Origin of the sequence: Borreliella yangtzensis, from assembly GCF_014201775.1 — a bacterium.
In the GTDB taxonomy this organism is placed as follows: domain Bacteria; phylum Spirochaetota; class Spirochaetia; order Borreliales; family Borreliaceae; genus Borreliella; species Borreliella yangtzensis.
The window spans coordinates 91,130-116,444 of record NZ_JACHFG010000001.1; the positions used below are offsets into that span (position 1 = coordinate 91,130).

Annotated in this window: 23 protein-coding genes and 2 tRNA genes; 13 read left to right on the forward strand and 12 right to left on the reverse strand. The window is 27.2% G+C overall.

Going from position 1 to position 25,315, the window contains the following annotated elements:
• Window positions 1-249 precede the first annotated feature (249 nt).
• Both nadE and HNP68_RS00515 read left to right on the forward strand, forming a co-directional pair.
• Window positions 250-1,788: an NAD(+) synthase gene (gene nadE, locus HNP68_RS00510; RefSeq protein WP_183219340.1), complete on the forward strand. Its 1,539-nt coding sequence runs from the start codon at window positions 250-252 to the stop codon at window positions 1,786-1,788.
• A gap of 1,022 nt (window positions 1,789-2,810) precedes the next feature.
• Entirely contained in the window at window positions 2,811-3,665 is an 855-nt protein-coding gene (locus tag HNP68_RS00515; protein WP_183219342.1) for an inositol monophosphatase family protein, read from the forward strand.
• Between the two features lie 26 nt (window positions 3,666-3,691).
• Here the strand turns inward: HNP68_RS00515 and HNP68_RS00520 are convergent, their stop codons facing one another.
• Window positions 3,692-4,114, reverse strand: a complete 423-nt coding sequence (locus HNP68_RS00520) for a hypothetical protein (protein ID WP_183219344.1) — start codon at window positions 4,112-4,114, stop codon at window positions 3,692-3,694.
• Between the two features lie 104 nt (window positions 4,115-4,218).
• On the opposite strand from HNP68_RS00520, the gene HNP68_RS00525 reads away from it, so the two are divergent.
• Window positions 4,219-6,033 (forward strand): hypothetical protein, encoded by a 1,815-nt coding sequence (locus HNP68_RS00525; protein WP_183219346.1) that lies wholly within the window; start codon window positions 4,219-4,221, stop codon window positions 6,031-6,033.
• Window positions 6,026-6,814 (forward strand): type III pantothenate kinase, encoded by a 789-nt coding sequence (locus HNP68_RS00530; RefSeq protein WP_183219348.1) that lies wholly within the window; start codon window positions 6,026-6,028, stop codon window positions 6,812-6,814. The genes HNP68_RS00525 and HNP68_RS00530 overlap by 8 nt, the downstream gene beginning before the upstream one ends.
• A 21-nt stretch (window positions 6,815-6,835) precedes the next feature.
• On the opposite strand, the gene HNP68_RS00535 is transcribed toward HNP68_RS00530, so the two are convergent.
• The 4 genes from HNP68_RS00535 to HNP68_RS00550 all read right to left on the reverse strand — a co-directional run bounded on the left by HNP68_RS00535 (window position 6,836) and on the right by HNP68_RS00550 (window position 10,578).
• On the reverse strand, window positions 6,836-7,783 hold the full coding sequence (locus tag HNP68_RS00535) for an aldo/keto reductase (protein WP_183219350.1): 948 nt from the start codon (window positions 7,781-7,783) through the stop codon (window positions 6,836-6,838).
• An 89-nt stretch (window positions 7,784-7,872) separates the two neighbouring features.
• A complete protein-coding gene (locus HNP68_RS00540) occupies window positions 7,873-8,682 on the reverse strand; it encodes a TIGR02757 family protein (protein WP_183219352.1) in 810 nt (269 codons plus the stop codon).
• A complete protein-coding gene (locus HNP68_RS00545) occupies window positions 8,666-9,283 on the reverse strand; it encodes a glucosaminidase domain-containing protein (protein WP_183219354.1) in 618 nt (205 codons plus the stop codon). The genes HNP68_RS00540 and HNP68_RS00545 overlap by 17 nt, the downstream gene beginning before the upstream one ends.
• Window positions 9,283-10,578: a hypothetical protein gene (locus tag HNP68_RS00550; protein WP_183219356.1), complete on the reverse strand. Its 1,296-nt coding sequence runs from the start codon at window positions 10,576-10,578 to the stop codon at window positions 9,283-9,285. The genes HNP68_RS00545 and HNP68_RS00550 overlap by 1 nt, the downstream gene beginning before the upstream one ends.
• A gap of 201 nt (window positions 10,579-10,779) precedes the next feature.
• On the opposite strand from HNP68_RS00550, the gene HNP68_RS00555 reads away from it, so the two are divergent.
• From HNP68_RS00555 to HNP68_RS00570, 4 genes are read left to right on the forward strand one after another with little or no spacing between them, the layout of a single operon-like run.
• The gene (locus HNP68_RS00555; protein WP_183219358.1) at window positions 10,780-11,541 is read left to right on the forward strand and encodes an MBL fold metallo-hydrolase; all 762 of its coding nucleotides are present in this window, start codon (window positions 10,780-10,782) and stop codon (window positions 11,539-11,541) included.
• A gap of 20 nt (window positions 11,542-11,561) precedes the next feature.
• Window positions 11,562-12,329, forward strand: a complete 768-nt coding sequence (gene xth / locus HNP68_RS00560) for an exodeoxyribonuclease III (RefSeq protein ID WP_183219360.1) — start codon at window positions 11,562-11,564, stop codon at window positions 12,327-12,329.
• A gap of 15 nt (window positions 12,330-12,344) precedes the next feature.
• The gene (locus HNP68_RS00565) at window positions 12,345-13,118 is read left to right on the forward strand and encodes a hypothetical protein (protein WP_183219362.1); all 774 of its coding nucleotides are present in this window, start codon (window positions 12,345-12,347) and stop codon (window positions 13,116-13,118) included.
• The gene (locus HNP68_RS00570; RefSeq protein ID WP_183219364.1) at window positions 13,099-15,897 is read left to right on the forward strand and encodes a M16 family metallopeptidase; all 2,799 of its coding nucleotides are present in this window, start codon (window positions 13,099-13,101) and stop codon (window positions 15,895-15,897) included. Before HNP68_RS00565 ends, HNP68_RS00570 begins: the two co-directional genes overlap by 20 nt.
• Window positions 15,898-16,056: 159 nt before the next feature.
• Here HNP68_RS00570 and HNP68_RS00575 read toward each other — a convergent pair.
• From HNP68_RS00575 to fusA, 6 genes are all read right to left on the reverse strand, one after another.
• A tRNA-Lys gene (locus tag HNP68_RS00575) sits at window positions 16,057-16,129 on the reverse strand.
• Between the two features lie 108 nt (window positions 16,130-16,237).
• Window positions 16,238-16,310: transfer RNA gene (locus tag HNP68_RS00580), tRNA-Lys, on the reverse strand.
• Between the two features lie 48 nt (window positions 16,311-16,358).
• Window positions 16,359-17,003 (reverse strand): tetratricopeptide repeat protein, encoded by a 645-nt coding sequence (locus tag HNP68_RS00585; protein WP_183219366.1) that lies wholly within the window; start codon window positions 17,001-17,003, stop codon window positions 16,359-16,361.
• Complete coding sequence (locus tag HNP68_RS00590) at window positions 17,000-17,398, reverse strand: bactofilin family protein (protein WP_183219367.1); 399 nt, start codon at window positions 17,396-17,398, stop codon at window positions 17,000-17,002. The genes HNP68_RS00585 and HNP68_RS00590 overlap by 4 nt, the downstream gene beginning before the upstream one ends.
• A gap of 41 nt (window positions 17,399-17,439) precedes the next feature.
• The gene (locus HNP68_RS00595) at window positions 17,440-18,138 is read right to left on the reverse strand and encodes a Bax inhibitor-1/YccA family protein (RefSeq protein WP_183219369.1); all 699 of its coding nucleotides are present in this window, start codon (window positions 18,136-18,138) and stop codon (window positions 17,440-17,442) included.
• Window positions 18,139-18,169: 31 nt separating this feature from the next.
• Window positions 18,170-20,251: an elongation factor G gene (gene fusA / locus HNP68_RS00600; protein ID WP_183219371.1), complete on the reverse strand. Its 2,082-nt coding sequence runs from the start codon at window positions 20,249-20,251 to the stop codon at window positions 18,170-18,172.
• A 298-nt stretch (window positions 20,252-20,549) separates the two neighbouring features.
• Between fusA and HNP68_RS00605 the strand changes: the two genes are divergently transcribed.
• The 5 genes from HNP68_RS00605 to HNP68_RS00625 all read left to right on the forward strand — a co-directional run bounded on the left by HNP68_RS00605 (window position 20,550) and on the right by HNP68_RS00625 (window position 25,038).
• Complete coding sequence (locus HNP68_RS00605; RefSeq protein WP_004789464.1) at window positions 20,550-20,777, forward strand: KTSC domain-containing protein; 228 nt, start codon at window positions 20,550-20,552, stop codon at window positions 20,775-20,777.
• A gap of 222 nt (window positions 20,778-20,999) precedes the next feature.
• Complete coding sequence (locus HNP68_RS00610) at window positions 21,000-21,527, forward strand: tetratricopeptide repeat protein (RefSeq protein WP_183219373.1); 528 nt, start codon at window positions 21,000-21,002, stop codon at window positions 21,525-21,527.
• 117 nt (window positions 21,528-21,644) lie between these two features.
• Window positions 21,645-22,295 (forward strand): hypothetical protein, encoded by a 651-nt coding sequence (locus HNP68_RS00615; RefSeq protein WP_183219375.1) that lies wholly within the window; start codon window positions 21,645-21,647, stop codon window positions 22,293-22,295.
• 151 nt (window positions 22,296-22,446) lie between these two features.
• Complete coding sequence (locus HNP68_RS00620; protein ID WP_183219377.1) at window positions 22,447-23,670, forward strand: ribose-phosphate pyrophosphokinase; 1,224 nt, start codon at window positions 22,447-22,449, stop codon at window positions 23,668-23,670.
• Window positions 23,671-23,673: 3 nt separating this feature from the next.
• Window positions 23,674-25,038: an FGGY-family carbohydrate kinase gene (locus HNP68_RS00625; protein ID WP_183219379.1), complete on the forward strand. Its 1,365-nt coding sequence runs from the start codon at window positions 23,674-23,676 to the stop codon at window positions 25,036-25,038.
• On the opposite strand, the gene HNP68_RS00630 is transcribed toward HNP68_RS00625, so the two are convergent.
• A partial coding sequence (locus tag HNP68_RS00630; RefSeq protein ID WP_183219381.1) for an SPOR domain-containing protein occupies window positions 25,021-25,315 on the reverse strand: 295 nt, incomplete at its 5' end. The genes HNP68_RS00625 and HNP68_RS00630 overlap by 18 nt on opposite strands.

Sequence of the window (25,315 nt, forward strand, 5' to 3'; positions counted from 1 at the left end):
AGCTTTCAGCAATAGTGTTGTATTGATACATATTGTTATTTGGCAAAAATGTTCGTGTGTATTTTTTTGTCAAAATAAAAAATTTTAATTTTTTTATTTATCAGAGTATTTTTTGATTTTGTGTGTTTTTAGTGCATTTATAAATACTTATTATTTTAGAATGTTGTTGAAATATGGATAGGTATTGGTTTTGCGAAGCTATTAAATTTTTTTATTGTAATTTAATGTGTTATTGCTTATTATTTACCTATGAAAATAAGCATTGCTCAAACGAAATACAGAGTTTTAGATTTTGATAAATGTATTGTTGATTTTAAAATTAATTATGATGAGGCTTTACTAAAAGGTACAGACGTTTTAGTCTTTCCTTCTATGTTTTTAGGCAATACTAAGCATGCTGAGTTGTTTGAGAGTTTTAAATATTCTCAAAATATATGTAAATTTATTGAATTTATGAAAAAACAGGTTAATGATAGTATTTTAGTTGTTTTTGGTCATAGTGTTTATGAGAGTGATAAATTTGTAGATATTATTTCTGTCATCAGCAATCATGAAGTTATTTTAACTGTATCAAAATACAATTTACCCGAGTTTTTTATTTATAAGAATAATGTATTTGCTGTATTAAATTTTGAGGATGATTTGTTATTTGGAGAATTAAGTCCCCAATTTGGCGAAAATTTAAAGAAGGTTCGGTATTTAATAGTACCATCCAAGTCTTATTTCACTAGGGAAAAAAATAATCTTAGGTTAAAATTCTTTGAAAGAATTGCTGTTGAGAATAATTTGGATGTTGTTTATTCGAATTTTTATGGAGTTGAAGATTCTGCAGTTTATGATGGATGTAGTTTTTTTATTAATAGTTTTGGAAAGATAAAACAAGCTAAAGGATTTGAATTTGATTTTATATCTAATGATTCATTTCAAGATTTAAAATTTGATACATGTAATGGACTTTTTGAAAAAATTATTTTAGCAATATCTCTTGTTTTAAGAGAATATATTTATTTTGCGGGATTTTCTAAAGTGCATTTGGGGTTATCTGGGGGTATTGATTCTGCACTTGTTGCGTGTCTTGCATGTTTTGCTTTGGGCGCTGAGAATGTGGTTGGAATTTCTATGCCTAGTAAATTTTCATCAGTAGATTCTATTTCTGATGCTAAAGAGCTTTCTAAAAAATTAGGTTTTAAGTTGCTTGAAATGCCAATAAAAGATTTGTTTGAGGTAAGTAGTAAATTTTTTGAAGGTTATTTTGATGTTAAAGGCGTTACTGGAGAAAATTTACAAGCTCGATTAAGGGGACTTTTATTAATGTCTTATAGTAATTCTCAAAATTCTTTGCTTTTAAATACTGGCAATAAAAGTGAAATCGCAGTTGGTTATTGTACCCTATATGGGGATACTTGTGGGGGATTAGCTTTGATTGGAGATCTTTTTAAGACGGAAGTTTATAATCTTGCAAAATATATTAATGCAAAGTTCGGTGAATGTATTATTCCCATTAATATTATTTTAAAGGAGCCTTCAGCTGAGTTAAAGTTTGACCAAAAAGATAGTGATTATCTTCCAAAATATGAAGTTCTTGATGATATTTTAAATAGATATTTGATTGACAATGAATCCGTAGATTCAATTTATCTTCATTTTGAAAAAGGTACAGTTGATAAAGTTTTAAATCTTTATTTTAAAAATGAATACAAAAGAAGACAAGGAGCTCCTATAGTTAAAGTTTCTAAAAAGACCTTTGGTTTTGAACTTTCGATTCCTATTTTAAATAATAGGGTTTGAAATTATAGTTATAGTAGGTTTTAATTGTTTAAATTTTATTAATAGTATTTTTTAAGGGAAAAATTTGAGATTTAATATTATTTAATGTGTTTGAAAGGTCTTTAAAATGTTTTTATGGATCTAATTGTTTTAGTTTGAGTTGTTAAAAGTGAAATTAATTTAGCTTTGAGTTTGCTCAAGTTTTTTAAAAAGAATTTTCTTTTAGAAAAGATATTTATTATTGTTGTATTAAAAATAGAGGACAATGAGTATTGTTAGGGTCTCGTTTAAGAGAAATTTGATTAGTTTTTAAAGAGTCTATATTCTTAAATATTAGATTTTAAGATTAAAAATTTTATTAAAAAGAAGCAAGTTAAAGGTTAATAACAAAGTTATTTAAAGCTGTTATTTTAGAACACAAAGTATCTTAAGAGCAATATAATAATAAGTTATTAATTTGAAATCTATTTAGTATATATATTTGATTGTAGTATAGGAGTAGATTTTTGCTTGATATATTTAAATTATTAATTAATTTTTTAATTTTTATGTTATGGCAGTTGGTAATAATACAATCCTTTTTGAAGTATTAAATTATTTCAATAGTTATTTATTGAGTTTAAAAGTGATATGCGTATTACATTATTGTGTGGGATTTTGAATATGAAAGCTAGAAAAATGAAATTTTCTTTAAGCCCCTACTTCATTCCATTGGTTTTAATTTTGATGGGATTTTAGACTTGAATCAAAAGATATTACTTTTGAAATTGTAAGATATATATGGCTGAGAAAAAGAGTTTGTGTTTAATAGATTTTCTCAGTTTTTGCTATTTAATTGAGTCTATAAGATTGAGAATAAAAAAATTTTAGGGGATAGATATTTATGATTTTTATACTATCTTTAGTAGAAAAAGATTCTAATTTATAACATTTTGTTTTATAGATGATTTATTAAAAAATAGCGAATTTTGCAAAAGTTATGCTTTTAGATATGATTTTTTTCAATTTTGGAATTTATTCTTAATAAAAGAATCGAGATAAAAATGGATTGGGATTTCGAAAAAATTATATTTTTATTAAATGAGTCAACTAAGCTTGCATTAAGTGGTTGTGATAAGTTAAGTTTAAGTTTTAAATCTGATGGATCTATTGTGACTCAGGTTGATAAACAGATTGAGCAATTTTTATCTAAAGAAATCAAAAAGCCTGGCAGTTTTATTCTTGGAGAAGAGACAATATATACTTATGGAGAAGAGTATATCAAAGATGCGTTAATGTCAAAGTGTACTTTTATTATTGATCCGATTGATGGAACTTCTTCTTTTGCAGCAGGTCTTCCTTCATATGGAATATCACTAGCGTATGCTAATGGTGGAAAAATTATTGAAGGAGCTATTTCTCTCCCTTTAAGCGGAGAGTTTTTTATTACTTTTAAAGATAGTGTATTTTATGCTAAAAAAAACATTGGTAGTTATCCTTTAAAAAAAGATTTTAATAAGTTTATTTTTACTAATTCTGAATGTTATAACACCCACAGTTTGCTTGCAGTTTCAAAGTCTATTATAAGGTCGTTTAATCTCAATGTTTCCTCTCATATCCATATTAATGGCTCTTGTGTTTATTCTTTTGCTAAGCTTTTTACAGGTTCTTATAAGGCCTATTTTTCTTTTGTGGGACTTTGGGATATTGCGGCGTGTTTAGCTATTGGGGATAAATTGGGTATGGTTGGCGAATTTTATTGTGGCAATAAGATGACATTAGATATCCTAGATTCAATGTACATTTTAGAGTCTAATAATCATAAGAGATGGTCCTTGAAAGATTTTTTTATTTATTCTGATAACAAATCAACAATAGATGTTGTAAGAAAAACCGCGAATAAAAAATTTAATAAGTAAGATCTTTAAAAAGAATTTGAAAATGGTTATTTATGTTTTGCAGTTTTATTGTTATTAGATTCAATGCCTAGTGTTTTGATTAGCTTATTTAAGGTCCAGCTTGAAAATTTTATGTAAAGCATTTTAATTGGATTTTTTGTATATTTTTTTAGCACTTTTAAAGATTCTATATTCATTATAGCTATTATTTCCTTTAATATTTTGGGCAAATTGTTGAAAATTTTAGAACCAACCTTATGTCCTTCTAGAATAAAATTTTGAAGAGTTATTTGATCTTTTTTTTGCAGGCGTCTCATATATAATTTTAAAATACGCTCTTGTGATTTCATAATTTCTGAATTAATTAGTTCTTGTTTTTTGGTAATTTTTTTCTTGTTTTCAATAACGGGTTTTTTAGGTAGAGACTTATAAGGATTTGTTCCTGGAATATAATTTTTAGGAATTTTCATATACTTTGCTCCTACACAACTAGCTAACTTATACAGTTTATTATTTTTTTTGTTTTTATGCAATCAATATTGATATTTTAATTTTTTACGATTAGAATCATCATATGAAGGGGTTTTTAAGGGTAGGAGTTTTTAATTTATTACTTGGTGTTTTAATATTATTTGTTGTTATCTTTTTGCAATTTAGGAATTTGAATGTAAATATATTTTTTTTAAAAGATGTAAAATTAGAAGTAAATAACAAGGTTGAAAATAGTGAATATATTTTAAATGATATTGTTATTAATGTTAGAGGACTTAGGATACTTTTGTCCAAGCTTAACCCACTTATTGTTTTAGAAACCGGGTTAAATCTTTTGCCCATTTCTTATAAAGTGCAAGACATGGGTATTTATGTTTATTTCGAGAATAATATTTTTTTAGGATTTTTATTTGACTCAGAAAATAATTTTAGTATTGAATCAAATCTTTCAAAAAGCTTTTTGTTAAGCTACGAGGTTGAAGATCATTATACAGTTTTATTAGATAAGCCCACTATTTCAATAAGACAAGGAGAAAATTTGGAATATAAAGTTTTTTTAGGAGAAAATGTAAAAATAAGAAAAAAAGATATTTTAATTTCTCCTCAATCAACATTTAGAATTGGTAATGTTATTTATATCGATTCTTCAAAGAAAAATGTTCCAAATTTCATTATAGAGGGCAATCATAGCAATATATTGGATCATTCTGTTATGCATTCAAAAATTAAAGAAGTGGATAGTAAAATTTTTAATGACACTTTAAATAATTTTAGACAAAGTGCTTATGATTCTTGGAATAATCCTGTTAATTTTAATGTTTCAAAGGGAGGGTGGTTTAAATACGGAGCTTATGGCTTTGATGAAAATCTAATGGTTTGTTTTTTAGCAGAATCTTTAGTTAGAGGAGAGCACGAATCAATATTTTTAAAATTAGATTCTTTATTGGTTAAAAATGAACATAAACTGACTTATTTAAGTTTAAATTATTATGCTAATTCAGATCAAATTGATAAATTTTTTTCTTATTTATCAAGAAATAAAACTTTTATTGACTCTCTTGAGAAAGATAGACTTGTGGTTTATTTAAAGGAGGATCCTCGTCTTTTAGAAAAAATTTTTTTATCAGAAAACATTTCCAAATTGAATGATGCGTTAAGGATTCTCAGAGATCCTAAAAAAATATTAAGTTCTAAGTTTGATTTTAATCAAACTTACAATATTCTTTTTAATTATCTTACATTTCTTAAGATTAGCAATGATGATTCTGTTTATTCAAGTTTTAAAAAGGAACTTTATAGATTTGTATTCACAATATTTGGTGTCACAGATAAAGGAAAAGTTTATATTTTAAATAATAGTATTAATTCATCTGATGTTATTGAGTATACATTAAAGATTTCTGGGATTCTTAAAAGAATAGCATCTTATTTAAAAGATAATTTAATATTAAAGCTTTCAAATAATATTATTTATTATTCTTTAATTAGTGATTATGTTAAAGAAATTCCTTATGAAAATTATTATTCTGATATTATTGATAATAAATATATTCCCCAATTTATCTTTATTTCTGACCATGGGTCTATAAGATGGATATATGCTGCGTCTAAGGTTTTAGACAGTGAAATTACTGACGCTAAAGTTATAATTAATTTTGATCAGGAGATTAATTATTCAAATTATATATTTTTTGGAAATATTTTAAATCCAACTTTAGTAAGATTTAGAGAAATTGATTGGTTTACAGATTATAAGTTTTACATATATTCTGATGGTTGGAAGTATTATCCTTTGAGTAAAATTTTGGTTATTAAAGCAACACCTAAGAAAAAGAAGATCCTTAATCTTTTATTAAGATTTGACAAAATTCCAAAAAGAATAAATATTTATGAATGATCCTATATTAGCAGAGTTGGTAATTGATATTGGAAATACTAGTATTGCTTTTGCCTTATTTAAAAACAATAAAGTTAATTTATTTATTAAAATGAAGACAAATCTTATGTTAGGGTATGATGAGGCTTATAGGTTTTTTGAAGAAAAACTTGATTTTAATGTAAATCAAGTTTTTATAAGCAGCGTTGTCCCTGTTCTTAATGGAATATTTGGAAATGTCATTTTTTCTTTTTTTAAGGTAAAGCCCCTGTTTATTAGTTTTGATTTGGATTATAAATTAACATTTAATCCTTACAAAAGTGGTAAATTTTTGTTAGGTTCAGATGTTTTTGCTAATCTTATCGCAGCCATTGAAAATTATTCATTAGAGAATGCTTTAGTAGTAGATCTTGGTACGGCTTGTACTATTTTTGCTGTTAGTAGGCATGATGGAATACTTGGCGGTCTTATTAATTCGGGTCCTTTGATAAATTTAAATTCTTTATTAGATAAAGCATATCTTTTGAGGAAATTTCCCATAAGCACCCCAAGTAATCTTTTAGAGAGAACTACGTCTGGGAGCGTAAATAGTGGTTTGTTTTATCAATATAAGTATTTAATAGAAGGTGTTTATCATGATATTAAAAAGATTTATAAAAAAGAATTTAATTTGATAATTACTGGAGGCAATGCAAGCCTACTTCTGCCATTAATTGATATAAGTTTTATTTTTAATATCCATTTAACCGTAGAAGGTATTAGAATTTTAGGAAATTCTATTGTCTTTAAGTGTATTAATTGAAATATTTATTTTTATAAAGTTTTAAATCTTTTTGTTAAATAAGTTTGGAAAATTTTGTGTTTGATGATTAAAATTATCTAAGATTGATGTAGTCTCTTTGTATGCTTCTTCATTAATTTCTGCTTTAAATGAATTTAAGTTTGATTCTACATAACTTTCCTTGCTGAAGCCCACTATAAATCCATTTAATTTTGTTTTTTTGAGCCATGAATATGTTAATTCTAAAATTGTTAAGTTGTTTTTCTTTGCTATCTTTGCAAGTTCATTTATTGTTTTTAAAGTATAAGGCCAAATTTCTTTTTTAAAAAGTATCAATTTTTTTGTTATATTATCATTAAATTTATTTTTGTCTTTTATATTAGCTTTAGATAAAAGTCCTTGAGCAATTGTTGAATATGATATGGTTGCAATATTATTGTCTTCACAGTAAGGGATTACATCTTTTTCTTTATTTCTAAATAAGGGGTTGTATCCTATTTGGTTTACATCAATTTTGCAAACTTTTTTTACGCTTTCCATGTGCGATATTTCAAAATTACTTACACCTACGTATTTTATTTTTTCTTTTGCTCTCATTTCTTCAAGAAATGATGCGATTGGTCTTAGATCAAAATCGGTTTTAGGCCAGTGTATATAGTAAATATCTATATAATCAGTTTTTAAATTTTTAAGACTTTCATTAAAGTTCTTTGTATATTCTGAAATTTCCATTGGGTAGCATTTACTTGCAATTAAAATATTTTCTCTTATTGTTGGATTTTCTGCTATTATTTCACCAATTATTTTTTCTGAAATTCCATTTCCATAAGCTTTTGCAGTATCAATATTTCTAATTCCGTGATCATATGCTTTTTTTAATATTTTTTTGGCCGTTTCTTTTTTAACCTGTTTAAAATATCCCCCTCCAAATTGCCAAGACCCTAAAATTATTTTGCTATAAGTATTTATTTTTTCTTTAAGATTGTTCATAGATTCTCCTTTTTATTTTATGAAAAATTGGTGGTTTTGTTTTAATGGTTTTAAGTATTTATTATTTTAAATCTTTTGTAAATAAAATTTTATAGTTTATCAATATTTTTTAGTAATTTTTCTTTGTTAAAATCTCTATTTATTCCAAATCGGGTTAAAGAGAAATCGTATTTTACAGGATCCTCGTTATTTTCTTTTGAAAAATAGTCCGTAATTTTTATTGCTTTTTTAAGATTTATGTTTTTTATTTCTTTTATTTTAAATAGTTTTGAGGCAATGCTTGTCATATGGGTGTCCATTGGTACTATAAGGTTATTAGGATTAAATTTGTTCCAAATGCCTAAATCGACTTCATCTTTGCGTATCATCCATCTTAAAAATAAAAAAAGTCTTTTACAAGGACTTCCCTTTGAAGGTTTGGGAAGGAGCATTCCAAATTCTTTTCCATTTATTTTTTCCATATGCTTTATTAATTCATCTATACTAAGTATAAAATTTTGATTTTTATAATAAATACTGTAAAGAAGATTTTCAATTGTATGATGCTGTTCTTTTATTATTTTTAGGGTATATAGTAGGCTTGCAATGTCTTCTTCTTTAAAAAATCTATAAACAAATCCTTTAAAGATTTCTTTTAAGTCTTTTTTATTTACTAGCTTAAGGTTCTCAGAAGGAGATTTGCCAAGTGGTTTGAGTATCCTTTCTATGGCTTCTAAAATTTTTTCTACCCTTCCAAGTGACAATGAAGAACTAATTAGACCCACAAGTTCAATGTCTTCTTTTTTTTTGTACCTGTATAAAAACTCTAAAGGATCAGGATGTATAAATTTTTTTTTATTGTATTTTAAATATATTTCTTCTAGAAAATCATATAGTGAGTTTTTAGCTTTTATTTGCATTGTTATATTTTAGTAGTTCTAATAATATTTTTTTAAGTTTTTTATCGTAAAATTTGTCTTTTGCCCATTTCCCAGTCAAATCATATATTGTTGGGGCAGATCCTCTTTTAACAAGGTAAAATCTGGGATCAACCACATTTGAGTTGATATTTTGTTTTGATGCATAAGCTTTCAAGTGTTGAATATGAGCTTTAATTCCTTCTGTAATATTAGAAAAAGAATTTCCTTTTGTAAGATTGTTAGTAGCACCTATTCCTGAAAAATTGTGTTGCTCTTTTGAAACTATTCCATTAAATTTTAGAGCTCCTGTTTCTAGTAGCATTTGAGCATACGCAATGTCGTAATTAATTCCTTCAATCAAAGATTCATCTATGTAAGTTTTAGCAATGGTATTTACATAGTTTTTGTCAAGGTCTGGATTTATTTCTAGAGTATATTTTACAAGGTCTTCAAGTTGAGTTTTTCCTCTACTTATTAAAAAGGGAATATATTTTTCTTTTTCTACTTCAATGCTTATTTCGATTATCTCTTCATTACTATGAGCTTTATTTATTAAAAAGATATTGATCATTACAAATAGCAAAAATTTTTTTATTACCATTAATTCCCCTCTTCAATAAATTTGTTAATTTCAGTAACTATATAATTGAATTTTGATAGCATTGATTTTTTGTTTTTCAAGAAATTAAAACTTTTTAAATAGTTTCTGCTAAAAATAAGATCAGAAATTTCTGCAATATTACTTATGCCTATTGGCTTTATAGAATTTATATTGGTAGCTTTTGTAGGAAGTTCCTGTTCGTTTTCTTTGAAAATTAATTGTAAGTTTTTTAAGTTTCTTATTTTTTGTGGTTTGCCCCCTATATTAATATATTTTGTTATATTTGTGTTTTTTTCAAGGATAAAATTAGCAATATTTGCTTGATTTCCCAGTGTAATTAATGTTAGTTTATTCAGGTTCATTTTTGAATTTAAAAATTTTAAATTTTGACTTGATTTTGCGAGTTCAATAATGTTTTGAATATCATTTTCGGTAGATGCGATATCAGCTTTTTCATTAAAGATATTAGCAGGTTCAATTAAATAGCTAATGCTTTTGTTGATTACATAGCTAAATATACTTTTATGGCTATTTTTAATAAAATCGTAGCTTTTCATATGTTTATATTTTGGTGAATATAAATAAACAATTTTTCCTTTTTTAACAAGCTTGCTGATTAGGGATTTAAACATTGAATCGTGAGAATAATAAGGAAGTATAAGTAAAATAGAATCATATAGTTTTTGGTTATCGCTAATAAAAGCTTGTTTATATACATTATCCTTCTTTGGTAAATAATTCATTTCGTTTATGAAAAAAGGATTAAATTCATACAAAAGAAATGGGTTTTGTTTTTTTAAACCCAATGTTGAGCTTATAGGATACCAAATCGATAAGTTTAAATCATTTTTGTGATCTTTAATTCTTATGAATCCAATTTGGTAGCTATTGTTTTCATCTTTGGGATAATTTACAAACAGTGCTAAGTATGAAAAAATGGTTGCAATAATAACAGTTAAAATAGCAGGTATTACAAGTGTTGTTTTTAGTAAAATTGGAAAAAATATTCCTTTAGATTTTTTTGCAAGGTTGCTGTTACTACTACGCCTTCTTCTATTTACTATTGTTTTGATGTTTTTAAAGAAGGTGATTATCATAAAGATTAAGAATATACTGCCAATGTATAACATTAATGGTTTGATTTCTGTAAGGTATAAAGTTATTACAAAAAATGTACCTGGTAATATTATGAAATAGTCTTCATAAGTAAATTCTTTTTTAAAATTAAATAGATTTACTATTAAAAATATGCTAAAACTGGTTAAGAAAATGAGTTCATAAATTTGCGTATCCATAAAAATAATTTTTCCTTAAATAATTATAAGCATAAAAGTGCTTTTTCCAAAATAGTTTACAGAATTGCTTATTAAATAGTGTTAATTTAATTTCAAATTTCAAAGGGGGGTAGGGAAGGTTTGATTAAAAGAGTTTAGTTTTGTTTAATATAAAATGTTGTGCTAAAATAAATTATGTTTACAGGCGAAAGGTAGTAACATATGGTCGGAACCTTTTTAGGAACTGGGGCTTCAAGTGGTGTTCCTATGTTAAATTGTAGCTGTAGAGTCTGTGCTTCAAATTTTAGCAAAAATAAAAGATTGAGAAGTTCTTTTTTTCTTAGTTTATCTTCTGGCATCAAATTGTTGATAGATACAGGTCCTGATATTAGGCAACAACTTTTAAGAGAAAAAATAGATAAGCTTGATTTAGTGCTTTATACCCATGAACATTATGATCATATTATGGGTTTTGATGATATTAAGTTTTATACACGAAATACTCCTTTAAACATTTATGCTAGAGATACTACTATGGTTCATATAATGAATGCTTTTTCGCATAATTTTTCATCCAAACCTTCTGTAAGTGGAAAGGCAGACGTTATTCCTAATGTGATTAGAGATTTTGAGCCCATTTTTTTTAAAGGTTTAAAGATAATACCAATTCCTTTGATTCATGGAGAGATAATTAGTTTAGGTTATAGGGTAGGCAATTTAGCGTATCTTACTGATGTTAAATTTATTCCTGAAGCTTCCTATGATTATTTAAAAAATTTAGATCTACTTATAATAGATGCTATGAGGATTAAATCTCATCCCGCTCATCTAAATTTTTCAGAGGCTGTTTGTGAGGTTAAAAAAATCAATCCCAAGATTTCTTACTTTACACATATTGCACACGATATAATGCATGAAGAATTTGAGTATTTAGAAAAAGACAATATCTATTTAGCTTATGATGGATTAAAGATTTATATTTGATTTAAGTTTAGTGAGGATTTATGAAATTAATTTCATGGAATGTAAATGGAATTAGGGCTGTTTTAAAGAAAGGTTTTCTTGAGTTTGTAAAAGAATATGCCCCAGATATTTTATGTATTCAAGAAACTAAGGCTTTAAGAGAACAGTTGCCAAGGGATTTAATTCTTGAAAATTATTATTCTTATTTTTCAAAGTCAAAGATTAAAGGTTATAGTGGTGTTTGTATTTACTCTAAAGTTGAGCCTGTTGCTGTAAATTTTCTTGGAAAAGAAATTTTTGACAATGAAGGTAGAGGTATAATAGCCTACTATGATGATTTTGTATTGATTAATGGTTATTTTCCTAATTCTCAAGCTTTAAGAAGAAGGCTTGTTTATAAACTTGATTTTTTATCTTATGTTGAGAATCTGATAGATTCTCTTGTAAATGGCGGAAAAAATGTAGTAATTTGTGGTGATTTTAATATTGCTCATACTGAGATTGACCTTATAAGTCCTGATTCTAGTAGAGATTCTCCCGGATATTATATTGAAGAAACGACTTGGCTAGATAGTTTTTTAAACAAGGGATATGTAGATACATTTAGGATATTTAATAAGGAGCCTGGTTATTATACTTGGTGGAACTATAGAACAAGAGCTAGGGAGAAAAATATGGGTTGGAGAATTGATTATTTTGTTGTTAATGAATTTTTTAAGAGAAATGTTAAAAAATCTTTGATTTTAGATAAAGTGATGGGAAGTGATCATTGCCCTGTTTTTTTAGAGCTGGTTGATGTAGTTAGTTAAAGGGGGGAAGTTAGGTTGAAAAAAAATATTGCAATTTTTTATTTAATATTTGTTGTTACTTTTAGTTTTGGTATTGATTTAAATGATTTTGATTTTTACTGTAGTCTTGAAAAGGAAGAATTGATGTTTCTTATTAATTTGCTAAAAAGAGAGCAACTTACTTTGGCAAATAGTTGTACTTTAGAGTATATTGAGCTAGCTTATAAGGCGTTAAAAGAAAAAAATATAAATTCATTATTAGAAAATGACAAAGAATTAGTATTAGATAGTAATATTAAGCACTTAAGACAATCTAAGGCTTATAACAATGCAAGGCTTATCTTTAAAGCTACTAAGGATTTAAATACTTTAGTTCATATTAGCAAAGATGGGCTTTTAAAGACTTTAGACGGAAGAAATGTGGGTGTTAATAATAATAAATTTATTATTTTAGATTCTTTTTTGAATAACTATTTTTATGATGGCATGCCAAGCGAATATACTACTATTGAAATTTATAATAAAAGCATTTTAAAGCCTAATTTAAATAAATTTCTTCTAGATAAGCGCTCAAATCCTTTTGTTTATCTTGAAGATTTTAATAAAAACGTTTACTTAAATGATATTCCAAAATTAAGCAAAGAAGAGTTGTTATTTTTGTTTTATGAACTATTTCCAGTTTCTAAACTAAAGAGTTTAAAAGATTGGAATGATTTTGGATTTTCATCTATTTTAAAAGCATTGAATAAAATTTATTTTAAAAAAATAAATTCAATAAGAAGGAGTAAAAATGAATTATCAAAGAATTAGAAATTATTGTAAATTTACAAGTATTTTCCTATTTTTTTTTTCTTGTGTTTCTAATGAGTTAAAGTTAGATGAAAATTTGGTAAAGGGAAAGCTTGTTAATGGACTAAGGTATTATATTTATAAAAATCAAACTCCAAAGAATTCTGTTAATATGGGAATTGTATTTAATGTAGGCTCTCTTAATGAAGAAGATAATGAGAGGGGCATAGCTCATTATCTTGAACATATGGCTTTTAATGGTACAAAAGATTATCCAGGGAATTCTATTATTGATGTTCTTAAAAAATTTGGAATGCAATTTGGTGCTGATATTAATGCTGCTACTAGTTTTGATTTCACTTATTATAGGCTTGATTTGTCAGATGGTAATAATAAGGATGAAATTGATGAATCTATGAATATTTTGAGAAACTGGGCTTCTCAAATTAGTTTCATGAAAGAAGAAATAGATCTTGAACGCAATATTATTATTGAGGAAAAAAAGCTTAGTGAAACTTATCCTAGAAGAATTTATGAAAAAATGTATAAGTTTTTGGCAAGTGGAAGTATTTATGAATTTAGGGATCCTATTGGACTTGAAGAGCAGATTTTGTCGTTTCAGCCGAAAGATTTTAAAAAATTTTATCGAAAGTGGTATAGGCCAGAACTTGCAAGTGTTATTGTGGTAGGAGATATTAATCCTATAGAAATTGAAGATAAAATAAAGAAACAATTTATTTCTTGGGAAAATCCAATCGATAAAATTAAAGAGGTAAAAATAAGTTTAGATATAGAATTTAAAGATAAATTTTTACTTTTAGAAGATTTGGAAGTAGGAGAACCTGGTTTAATGTTCTTTAAAAAAGAGATTGTTAACCCTGCTAAGACCAAAAATGACGTTTTAAATGATCTTAAAAGGTCTTTATTAGCATCTCTTTTTGAAAATAGATTTTCTGAATTAAAGACTGCTGGAGTAAAACATTTTAAAAATGTTTCAAATAACGATTTTTTTTCATTTAAATCAGACAATAATACTATTGTTGCAAGATCAATTGCCTTAAACTTTAATTCAGATTATTTAAATGAAGGAATAGAGGACTTTTTTTATGAGCTTGAGAGAATAAGAAGATTCGGATTTACCCAGGGTGAGTTTGAAAAAATTAGATCTCAATTTTTAAAATCTTTAGAATTAAGAAAAAAGAATATGAATAAAAGAAATTCATCGACTATTTTTCAAGATTTAATAGATATTGCTATTGATGGTTCTAATAAATACGATATGAGTGAATATTGCGATCTTTCTGTTCAACATTTGGAAAAACTTGATTTAAAGACAATAAATAACCTTGTAGAAAAAGAGTTCGATGTGAAAAATTGTGCAATTTTTTATTCTTACTATGGGAAAGTACATCCTACTTTGGCTTTTGAAGATATTGATAATCTTCAAAAAATAGCTTTAAAAAGAGAATTTAAGCTTTATGAAAATTCTTCAATTGAAGGTAAATTTTTTAAGAAGTCTTTAGATAATAAAAATATTATTAAAGAAAATGAGTTTGAAAATAAAATTTCATCATTTGTTCTTGAAAATGGGGTTGAAGTTTATTTTAAATATAATGATCAAAAAAAGGGTGTAATTGATTTTAGTGCCACTTCTTGGGGCGGCTTACTAAATGAGGATTTAAGACTTATTCCTATTTTATCTTTTGCTCCTGGAGTTGTATCTGGTTCAGGGTATGGTGATTATTCTGCATTACAGGTTGAAAAATATTTATCAGATAAAGCTGTTTCTTTAAGGGTTGCTGTTGGAGCACAAGAATCATATATTACCGGAAGTTCGGATAAAAAAGATCTTGAAACTCTTTTTGAGCTTATATATTTTACTTTTAAGGAACCCAAAATAGATGATGTTTTTTTGCAAAATACTATTAATAATATAAAAGCATTAATAAAAAGTAATGAAAATAGTTCTAATTATCATTTTAAAAAAGCTATTAGTAAATTTTTAAACAATAATGATCCTAGATTTAAAGATACAAAAGATAGTGATTTAAAATATTTTACAAAAGAAAATATTTTATCTTTTTATAAGAAAAGGTTTACTTATGCAAATAATTTTAAGTTTGTCTTTGTTGGAGACTCAGATATTCAGACAATAAAAGCTTATTCAAAGAAATATTTAGGTAATCTTGATTTTAAAAAAATAAGCGAGTACAAAGATTTAGATTATTCTTACAGTAAAACTTTTAATAAAATAGTTGTAAAAAAAGGAAAAAATTCAACTAGCTTTGCGTATGTAGTTTATCCTTTTAAATTTAATTATTCAGTAGAGGCTTCATTAAATTTAAATGCTTTAGCAGATCTTTTAACAGATGGTCTTATAAAAAATATTAGAGAAAAAATGTCTAGTGTTTATGCAATTCAGGCCTCTTTTGATTCTAATTTAAGAAAAAATACAGATTCTGATGGCATTTTGTCTATATTTTTTACTACTGAGCCTAAGGAGCTGGATAATGTTTTAAATTCTATTAATAGCTATATGATTGAAAGGCAAAAGATAGATTTTAATGATAAAGATTTTTCTTATGTTAAGAAAAATTATATTAAAAATACAAAAATAAATTCAGAGAAGAATGGTTATTGGATTTCAAATATATTGGCATCAGTATCTTGGTATGGTGTATTCAAGAATAATTTTGGCGTTAAATTTGTAGAGACAAATTTAAGTAAAGATTTTATAAATAAATTTTTTAAGAAAATTAATCTTGACGAAAGGGCGGAAATATTATTAATACCCGAATAGTTTATTCCATTTGAAACAGCACTCTTGTTTTCTAATAAACTTTAAAAGCAAGAGTGTTGAATATAATTTTTCTTTAATGAGACATCCTCTAGGGGAATCGAACCCCTCTTGCCAGGATGAAAACCTGGAGTCCTAACCGATAGACGAAGAGGACAAAAGTGAGCTCAGTAGGACTCGAACCTACGACAAACGCCTTAAAAGGGCGCTGCTCTACCACCTGAGCTATGAGCCCAAAAGTCATTTTATGACCATTAAAAGTAATGATATATTTAATTTCCAATAATGTCAAGTTAAATTGGCATAAAATTGACAATTTATACCAAAAAGGCACTTAACAATTTGAGCTGCACAGGACTTGAACCTGTAACCAGCGGATTAAGAGTCCGATGCTCTACCACTTGAGCTAGCAGCCCGGTTTATTAATTTACTAACAATAAGAATAATTTTTTATAAATTGAATGTCAAGGCGTATTGTTGCTTTTTTTTAATTCTTCTAGTAAATTTTTTGCTTCTGAATTATTGGGATAGATTGTAAGAAGTTTAATTAGTGCCTCTTTTGCTAATATTTTATTTTTTGCATGTATTCTTGATCTTGCTAATTTTATTAATAGGTTTTGGTTATTAGGAGCAAATCGCAATGCATTTTCGTATGCAAAATCTGCTTCATTATATCTTTTTAGTTCATAAAAAGAATCCGCAATCAAATTATAAACTTTTATTATTCTTGCTCCTTTAGAATCAAGACTAATATATTCTTGAAAGTATTTTAATGCGTTTTCATAGTTTTTTTGGAAAAAATAAGCTTCTCCTAGCGCTTGAATAATTCTTATGTCATATTTTTTAATTCCAAGACCTATAACCGCTTCTTTTTCTGCTCTTTTGTATTCTCCTATAGCTATTAAGCACCATATCAAGATTGTTCTAGCATCTAAGTTGTTAGGATTTAGCCGAATTTCTTCTAGCGTGTTTAAAATAGCTTCTTTAAACTTTCCTTCTTTATAAAGAAGGAAAGAGTCTTCTTTTTCTTTAGGTTGTGATTGTCCGAATAATAAGCTTAAATTGGATAGCAGAATTAAAGTTATTTGTAATAGAAAAAAAAATTTCATTCTTCAAAATCCTCCATTTCGCAATTCCCTTTAAATATTGCTCCAGAATCAATAAAAAGTTCTTTGGTTTTAATGTTTCCTATTAATTTGCCGGTTTTGTATATTTTAATTGTTTCTAAAGCTTCAATATTTCCTCTTATTTTTCCATGATTTAGTAAATGTTGGCATTTTATTTCAGCTTCAACATTAGCTTTTTCCCTTAGATAGATTGAGTTTGATGAATTTATTAAGCCTTTAAGCTTTCCTTCTATTATTATTGGCTTATTACTTTCAATATAACCTTCAAATTCAAAATTTTTTTTTATTACATTTTGAGTGCTATTTTCTTCGAATTCTAAGCTATCTATGCTCATTAAAACCCCTAAAAATGAATGCTTATAAGTTAAAGCATTCATTTTTGATTGAATTTTTATAAAAATTTATTATTATTATTATTTTAATCGTTTCTTCTTTGGCCCAAAAATCTTAAAAGATATAAGAATAAATTTATAAAATCTAAATAAAGTTTAAGTGACGCTACAACTGCCATTCTATTTTTTACTTCAGTATCGTCTTGAAGCATTTTATCCATTTTAGCAATATTTTGAACATCATAAGCTGTAAGTCCTGTGAATATGATTACGCCCAAAATAGATATAAGGAAATTAAGGCCTGAACTTCTAAAAAACATATTAACAAGAGATGCGATAATGATTCCCCACAATCCCATTATCATATAGCTTCCCATTTTTGTTAGATCTGTTGTTGTGGTGTATCCGTAAATAGACATTCCAAGAAATGTTCCAGCAGTAATTCCAAATGTGAATACTATTGATCCTTGTGTATAAATCATAAATATGGAAGACAATGTTACTCCTGTTAGTGCTGAGTAGAGTAAAAAAAGAGCTGTTGCGGTATTGCTTGATATTTTATTAAGAGCGCCGCTTATTGCATATACAAGTCCAAATTGTATAAGTATTATGGCCATAAATGACATTGGATTTGAGAATATTATTGCTTTGATTGTTTGATTTTCTGAGGTTGCATATGCAAATATTGCTGAAATTAAAAGTCCAATTGACATAAGCCCAAAAACTTTGGCTAAAAACTTGTTTTTTATTAATATCTCTTGTTTTTCTTGTAATAAATCGATCATAATAAAGCCTCCTTATTATTAATGTTTATTATTAAGATTTGTTTTGATCGTTAAATTTCTTTCGAAGGTCATCAAATATAGCACTTGGAACTTTTCCATACTTTAAGAATTCCATTGAGAATTCTGCTTTTCCTTGGGTAGAGGATCTAAGGACTGTTGAAAATCCAAACATTTCGCTTAAAGGCACCTCAGCTTCAACTTTTGAAAAACTTCCATCTTCTAGTGAACCTGTTATTATTCCTCTTCTTTGGTTTAAAAGTCCAAACATATTTCCCTGGAATTCAGTAGGCCCTTCAAGGGTAACTTTCATTATTGGTTCAAGGATCGTGGGCTTTGCTTTTGCGTAAGCCTCTCTAAAAGCACCAATTGCTGCTAATTGGAACGCAATATCAGATGAGTCAACAATGTGATATTGACCATCATTGATTGTGATTTTTATATCAACTATCGGAAAACCAATTAATGTCCCTTTTTCCATTGCCTTTTGGAATCCTTTGTCACATGATGGGATATATTCTGTTGGGATTACTCCTCCTTTTATCAGATTAACAAATTCGTATGTTTCTCCTTCTTTATTAAGGGGTTCCATAAACCCGGCAACTCGTCCAAACTGACCAGCTCCCCCAGATTGCTTTTTATGAGTATAGTTGAATTCAGCTTTTCCTGTAATTGTTTCTCTATAGGCTACTTGTGGCATTCCGGTTTCAACTTCTGCTTTGAATTCTCTTTTCATTCTTTCAATGTAAACCTCTAAGTGTAGTTCTCCCATGCCTTGAATTATTGTTTCATTTGATTCAATGTCAACATAAGTTTTAAATGTTGGATCTTCTTTTGTAAATCTTCCAAGGGCTTTAGCCATATTGTCAGCAGATTTTTTGTCTTTTGGTTTTACAGAAAGAGAAATTACTGGATCTGGAATAAACATTGATGTCATTGAATAGCTGATTGATGGATCACAAAATGTATCTCCTGATGCACATTCTATTCCAAATAAAGCAACAATGTCACCACTTCCTCCAAATTCAATATCTTCTGTATTATTAGCATGCATTCTGATAAGTCTTCCGACTTTGAATTTTTTGGAAGTTCGTGAATTGATAAGTTCTTGTCCTTTTTTTAAAGTCCCTTGATAGATTCTGACATAGGTTAGTTGACCGTATTGCCCGTCTTCAAGTTTAAATGCAAGAGCAACAGTTGGTAGATCGTTGTTAATTTTAAGATCGACTTCTTTTTCATTATTGTTAAGGTCAAGAGCGGTGTTTTTTATATCATGGGGGGACGGTAAAAATCTGGTTACAGCATCTAAGAGCAATTGTACCCCCTTGTTTTTATAGGCAGATCCCATAAATACAGGGCATAATTTTAAAGCCAATGTTCCCGTTCTAATTGCATTGTATATTATTTCAATGGGGATATCTTTTCCTTCCATGTGCAATTCCATAAGTTCATCGTTAAAGTCGGCAAGAGCATCAAGCATTGTTTCTCGTTTATTTTTTGATTCTTCTAAGAGATCTGAGGGTATTTCTTTTTCTATTATTTCTGTTCCATCTTTTCCTTCAAAATAGTAAGCTTTCATTAATACAAGATCTACAACTCCAATATGTTTGTCTTCTAATCCAATTGGGATTTGCATTAAAACGGAATTTAAGTCAAGTTTTGATCTTAGTTGATCTTTTACATTGTAGGGATTTGCTCCAGTTTTATCGCATTTATTTACAAATGCAAGGCGAGGTACGCTGTATCTTTTAAGTTGACGATCAACGGTTATTGATTGGGATTGAACTCCTGCAACAGAATCAAGAACTAATATTGCTCCGTCAAGCACCCTAAGAGATCTTTCAACTTCAATTGTAAAATCTACATGGCCCGGTGTATCAATAATATTTATTGGAAAATCTTTCCATTCAACGTGAGTTGCAGCTGACGCTATTGTGATTCCTCTTTCTCTTTCAAGTTCCATTGAATCCATTGTTGCGCCAACTCCATCTTTGCCCTTTACTTCATGAATTGCATGAATTTTATTGCAATAAAAAAGAATTCGTTCTGTAAGAGTAGTTTTTCCTGAATCGATGTGAGCGCTAATACCGATGTTTCGTAATTTATTGTAGTCCATTAGACATTATCCCTCCTGATGATATGTGCGTAAAAGATTAACTATCTTAGTAATTTTACAAAATTTTTTTTTAAAAATCTATCTTATATCATTTTATGTTATTAAACATTTTAAAGTTTCAATTATTTAAGAACATGTTTGCGGTTTGCTTGATTAAAATTGTATTAATGTATATCCTTATATTAGGGAATATATCATTTAGTAGATTTTGATTTTATTGATTAAAATTTTTTATTTAGTGAATTAACTCTTACTTTATTATTATACTCCTAAGATAATTATTTTGGAGGAATTTGAGTTGGAAACTTTAACAATATCTAATGAATTAAGCAAAATATCACAAGTAGGTTATGATTCTTCTGTGTCTGAGCTTTCTGTATTTTTTAAGGATGGAAGGGCTTATAAATATTTTAAGATTGAACCGAGACATTTTAGTGTAATATCTAAACTTATTGAGGATAAAAGATCAGTTGGTAAATATTTAACGGAAAATATATTTAACAAGTATGATCAAGAAAAGCTTTAATTTGTTTTTTAGATAATAGTATAAAAGCCCTTTTGTTTTTAAACAGGAGGGCTTATTTATGGTTAGCTTTTGGAGTTATAAGTTTTATTCTATTATCATCAATATGTTTTGTTTAATTTTAAAATTTAATAGTGTTAAAGTTTATATATTTTATTATTAGATTTAGCGCTGTTTTGCTGCTTTGAATGATTTGAATAATATCAAGGATTCAAGTAAATTTTTATGTATAAATTGTTGTTTATTATTGTTTTTATTTTGTCTTGCAGTTCTATCTTTAAAGAGTATCAAAATATATCGGATGAATATTATAAGCTTGCAAAATTAAATGAAGAGCTTGGTAATGATGAGACTTCTGTTTTGCTATATGAAAAATCTATTAAATTTAATATTAATTCTGGTGATGATTCAAGTTACAATTTTATTTTAGCTTACATTAATTTGAAAAAATATGTAGAAGCTGAGTTAAAACTTAATTCCATTATAAAAGAGGATCCAGAAAATATTTTGTTAATTAATTTGAAGGGATATTTACTTTTTAAGAAAAATGATTTAGATAATGCTTTGATTTTTTATTTAAAAACTCTAGAATTTGCGCCTGCAAATAAAGAGGCTTTATTTAATATTTTTTACATTTATCATTTAAAGAACGATAAAAAAAATGCAAAAAAATATATTTTAAAATACAAAGAGCTAAATCATCCTATACCAAGTGGTGCAGAAGAAATAGTTTCTTCTGTTGTTAAGAATTAATTTTTTAATTTTTTGTTTACTTTTTACTTCTTTACTTTATGAAAATTATTATATAATAAGGTGTGCAATAATAAACCCTGTTTTATTTTTCATAAATTTTTGTAGGAGATTTTGTATATGATTAGGCTTAAATTTTTAATTTTGTGTTTATTTGGGATTTTTGTGGTTAATGGTTTTACAGATACTCATTTTGAATTCAATTTTGGTGGTGGAGTTGCTTTTCCTGTTAGTCCCTTTTCAAGTTTTTATAATGAGGCTTTAGAGATTAATGCGAAGCTTAAGCAAAATTTGCCTTCAAATGTGTCCCCAATAGAAAAAGAAGATATAGTCCGAAATTTTTCCGATTTGGCTAATATTGCTAAAGCTGGAATAAAATATGGAACTTATGCTCAATTTGGTGCTAAATTTGATGATTTTGTTTCTGTTGGACTTGAGCTTTTGTTTGATATGAATCTTCTTAAAGTGATAAAGCGTTCAGATGGAACTGCAAATGAAAATTTCTCGTTTATTATGGCAATAACACCAAGATTTTATACAAAATTAGATTTTTTTGTTTTAACTTTAGCATTTTTCACCGGGCCTAAGATCAATATAGCTACTTCTGCTGGAGATTCTGTTTTAGCAGAATTGGGAACAATGGGCTGGGATATTGGAGCTAGACTTTCATTCTCTTTTTTAATTCTTGAAGGCTACTATGTTTGGAATATTCAAAATGTTAAATTTTCTGATTTTAAGTTTGGAATAGGATTTGAATTTGGGATTGTATAGTTTACGTAATATTTTTGATTTTTCTTTTTATTAATAAAGCTAAAATATTTTAATGACCTTGTTTTAAAAATTTTTAGTTGTTTTGTGCATATGAGTTATGTTAATTATCAAATTAAGATTGTTAAGATATTCTTAAAAAACGAGGAGTTAGGTGAATTTACTTAAAAAAAAATCAATAGGAATTATTGCTTGTCCTGGGGGTAGAGTTCTTGCCAGTAAAATAATAAAAGAGCTTGAAAGAATATTTGTAAATTTTGAAAATGATATTGTAAATAGTATATGTAAAGATTCTAAATCCTTAAAGGAAGAAATTTTTAAGATTGAAAAAGTTTTATCTCCTTTTTTAGAAGGTTTTAGTTTATCTACTCTTGAAAGTAAAGAGCCTTTAGAAATTCCTGTGAAATTTGTTAAATTCGCTAATGGCGAATTTAAAACTGAAATTTTAAAAACAATTAGAAATAAGGATATTTTTATTGTTCAAGATGTTGCTAATACTTACGAAGTTGAAATAAATAGTAGTGAAAAAATAATTATGACAGTTAATGATCATATAATGAATTTAATGACAACAATAGATGCTTGTATGCAGGCTAAAGCCAATTCTGTTAGTGTTATTATTCCCTCTTATCCTTATTCAAGGCAAGATAAAAAACATTCAAGAGAATGTTTGACGGCAAGTCTTATTGGAAGATTTTTAGAAGAATTGGGAATTAGACATATTTTAACTTTAGACATTCACTCAAAGGCCATTGAGAATGTATTTAGGAAAGTTTATTTTGAAAATTTAAATGTTTCTTACGAAATCTTTAGGTCTCTTAGGGATTTGATTGACAACATTAGAGATTCTAATTTAGTTATTGTTTCACCCGATACAGGTGCTGTAAGTAGGAATAAATTTTTTGCATCAAGTCTTAAGAGTCCTCTTGCTTTGCTTTATAAGGAAAGGGATTATTCAAGAGTTTCAAATGATGTTTCTGATTCAAATGTTTCTGTAACCAAACTTTTAGGAGATGTTGAAGGTAAGAATGTTTTTATGAGCGATGATATGTTAGCTACTGGGGGTACTCTTATTAAGGCAATGAAATTGCTTAAAAGCATGGGCGCTAAAAAGATTATATGTGGGATTAGTTTGCCATTTTTTAATGGAGATGCTATCAAATATTTTGACAAAGCTTATGAGGAAGGATATTTTTATAAAATAATTGGAACGAATGCTGTTTATCATAATGATGAATTAATAAATAAGCCTTGGTATCATGAAGCCAACGTTGCGCATCTTTTTGCGGATGCAATCTTTGCAATTTATAATAAAGTTGGTTTACAAAAAATTCTTGATAGAAGGGATGATATTCAAAAATTGATTACCAAAGGTTAATTTATGAATGCCCTTAGTATTGATATTGGCACTAGTGTTTTAAAGGCAGCATTAGTTAGTTCTGAAAATGGAGTTTTAAGTTATATTGACATTAGTTATTCAGATTATTTTGATATCGATTTCGAAAATTTTGACTTTAATATCTGGCTTTTTGCTTTTAAAAAAGCCGTATCCAATTTTCAGGCTAGCAAAATAGATTGTATTTCTATTAGTGGTATTTCACCATGTTTAATTGCTTTAAATTCAAATTTAATCCCTTTAGAAGTGTTACATTGGAATTCTCTTAAAATTAAGTCCGATTTTAGGAGTAAGTCTGTATTTTTGCCCTATGTGCTTAGTACGGTTGAAAGAGGAACATATTCTAAAATAAGCTATTTTGTTTCTTGTTTTGAGTATTTTATTTATTTGCTTACAGATAAGCTTTTTACAAGTTTTCCCAGTATAGAGTATATTCCTTTTATTTGGGATGATTTGGAGATAAAAAAATATGGACTTGATAGGGACAAATTCCCTCCGTTCATAAAAATGGGAGAAAATGTTGGTGTTGTAACTTATAAAGCAGGAGTTGAATTTGGGTTAAATAGTGGAATTAGTGTAGTTAATGCGGGGGCAGATTATTTGAGTGTTTTGGTGGGGAGCGGCGCTTTTCAAGAAGGAATTGTGTCAAATAGAATGGGCACAAGTGAAGGATTTAATTTTGTTTCAAGTAAATATTTGCCTGGATTTTCTTTGGAATATCCCTATTTTTTAGAAGGATTTTTTATTATTGGGAGAATTGTTCCTTTTGGATATTTGATTCAATTATTAAAGGACAGTTTTTATAAAAAAAGTTTAACTTTTGAGGCTCTTTTAAAAAAAATTGTTAAAAGTGCTACTTTAAATGATGTATACTTTTATCCCAGTAAAATCAAACTTTTTAATGATTTGTTTATTTTAGATCCTTGTATTAGCAAAGATTTAAGTAAAGGAATTTTTGGCAGCATTAAAAATCCATTAGAGATTGGTTTAGCAATATTTGAGTTTGTATGTTTTGCTTTTTACAGCAGATTAGTAGAATTAAAAGTCTATAAAAAAGAAATTTCAAATATTTTTGTTAGTGGGTCTAATTCCGATAATTTGTTTTTAAATCAACTAAAAGCAAATATTATTGGCAAAGAGCTTAAGATTTTTGATTTTAAACATTCAGAGATTATTGGAGGGGCAATTCAAGTATTCTATTCTTTTAGAGAATTTGGAAGTTTAAATGATTCTTTTTTGAAGCTTGCAAAGATTAAGCATGTTATATCGCCTATTATTGAAGTTCATGAAGAATATTTAGAAAAATATCAAAAATATGTTAATAATTATATTTTATTTGTTAACGGGTAATATGTAAGTTTCTTTAAATTCGTTTATTCCTGCTATCTTTTTAAGATCAGCTTTTGCTTCGGATTTTGTTTTATAAGGTCCAGATCTTACTCTGTAAATATCCTTATTATCTATTGTTGCAGAATATATTTTGGCAACTATGTTATATTTGAGTAATTTTTGGATATAGTTGTCTGCATTGATTGGGTCTGAGAGTGATACAAATTGTATGTAATATTCTGTATTAGGGTCATATATATCATCAGTGCTTAAATTTTTTTGGGCTAGTGACTGAGAT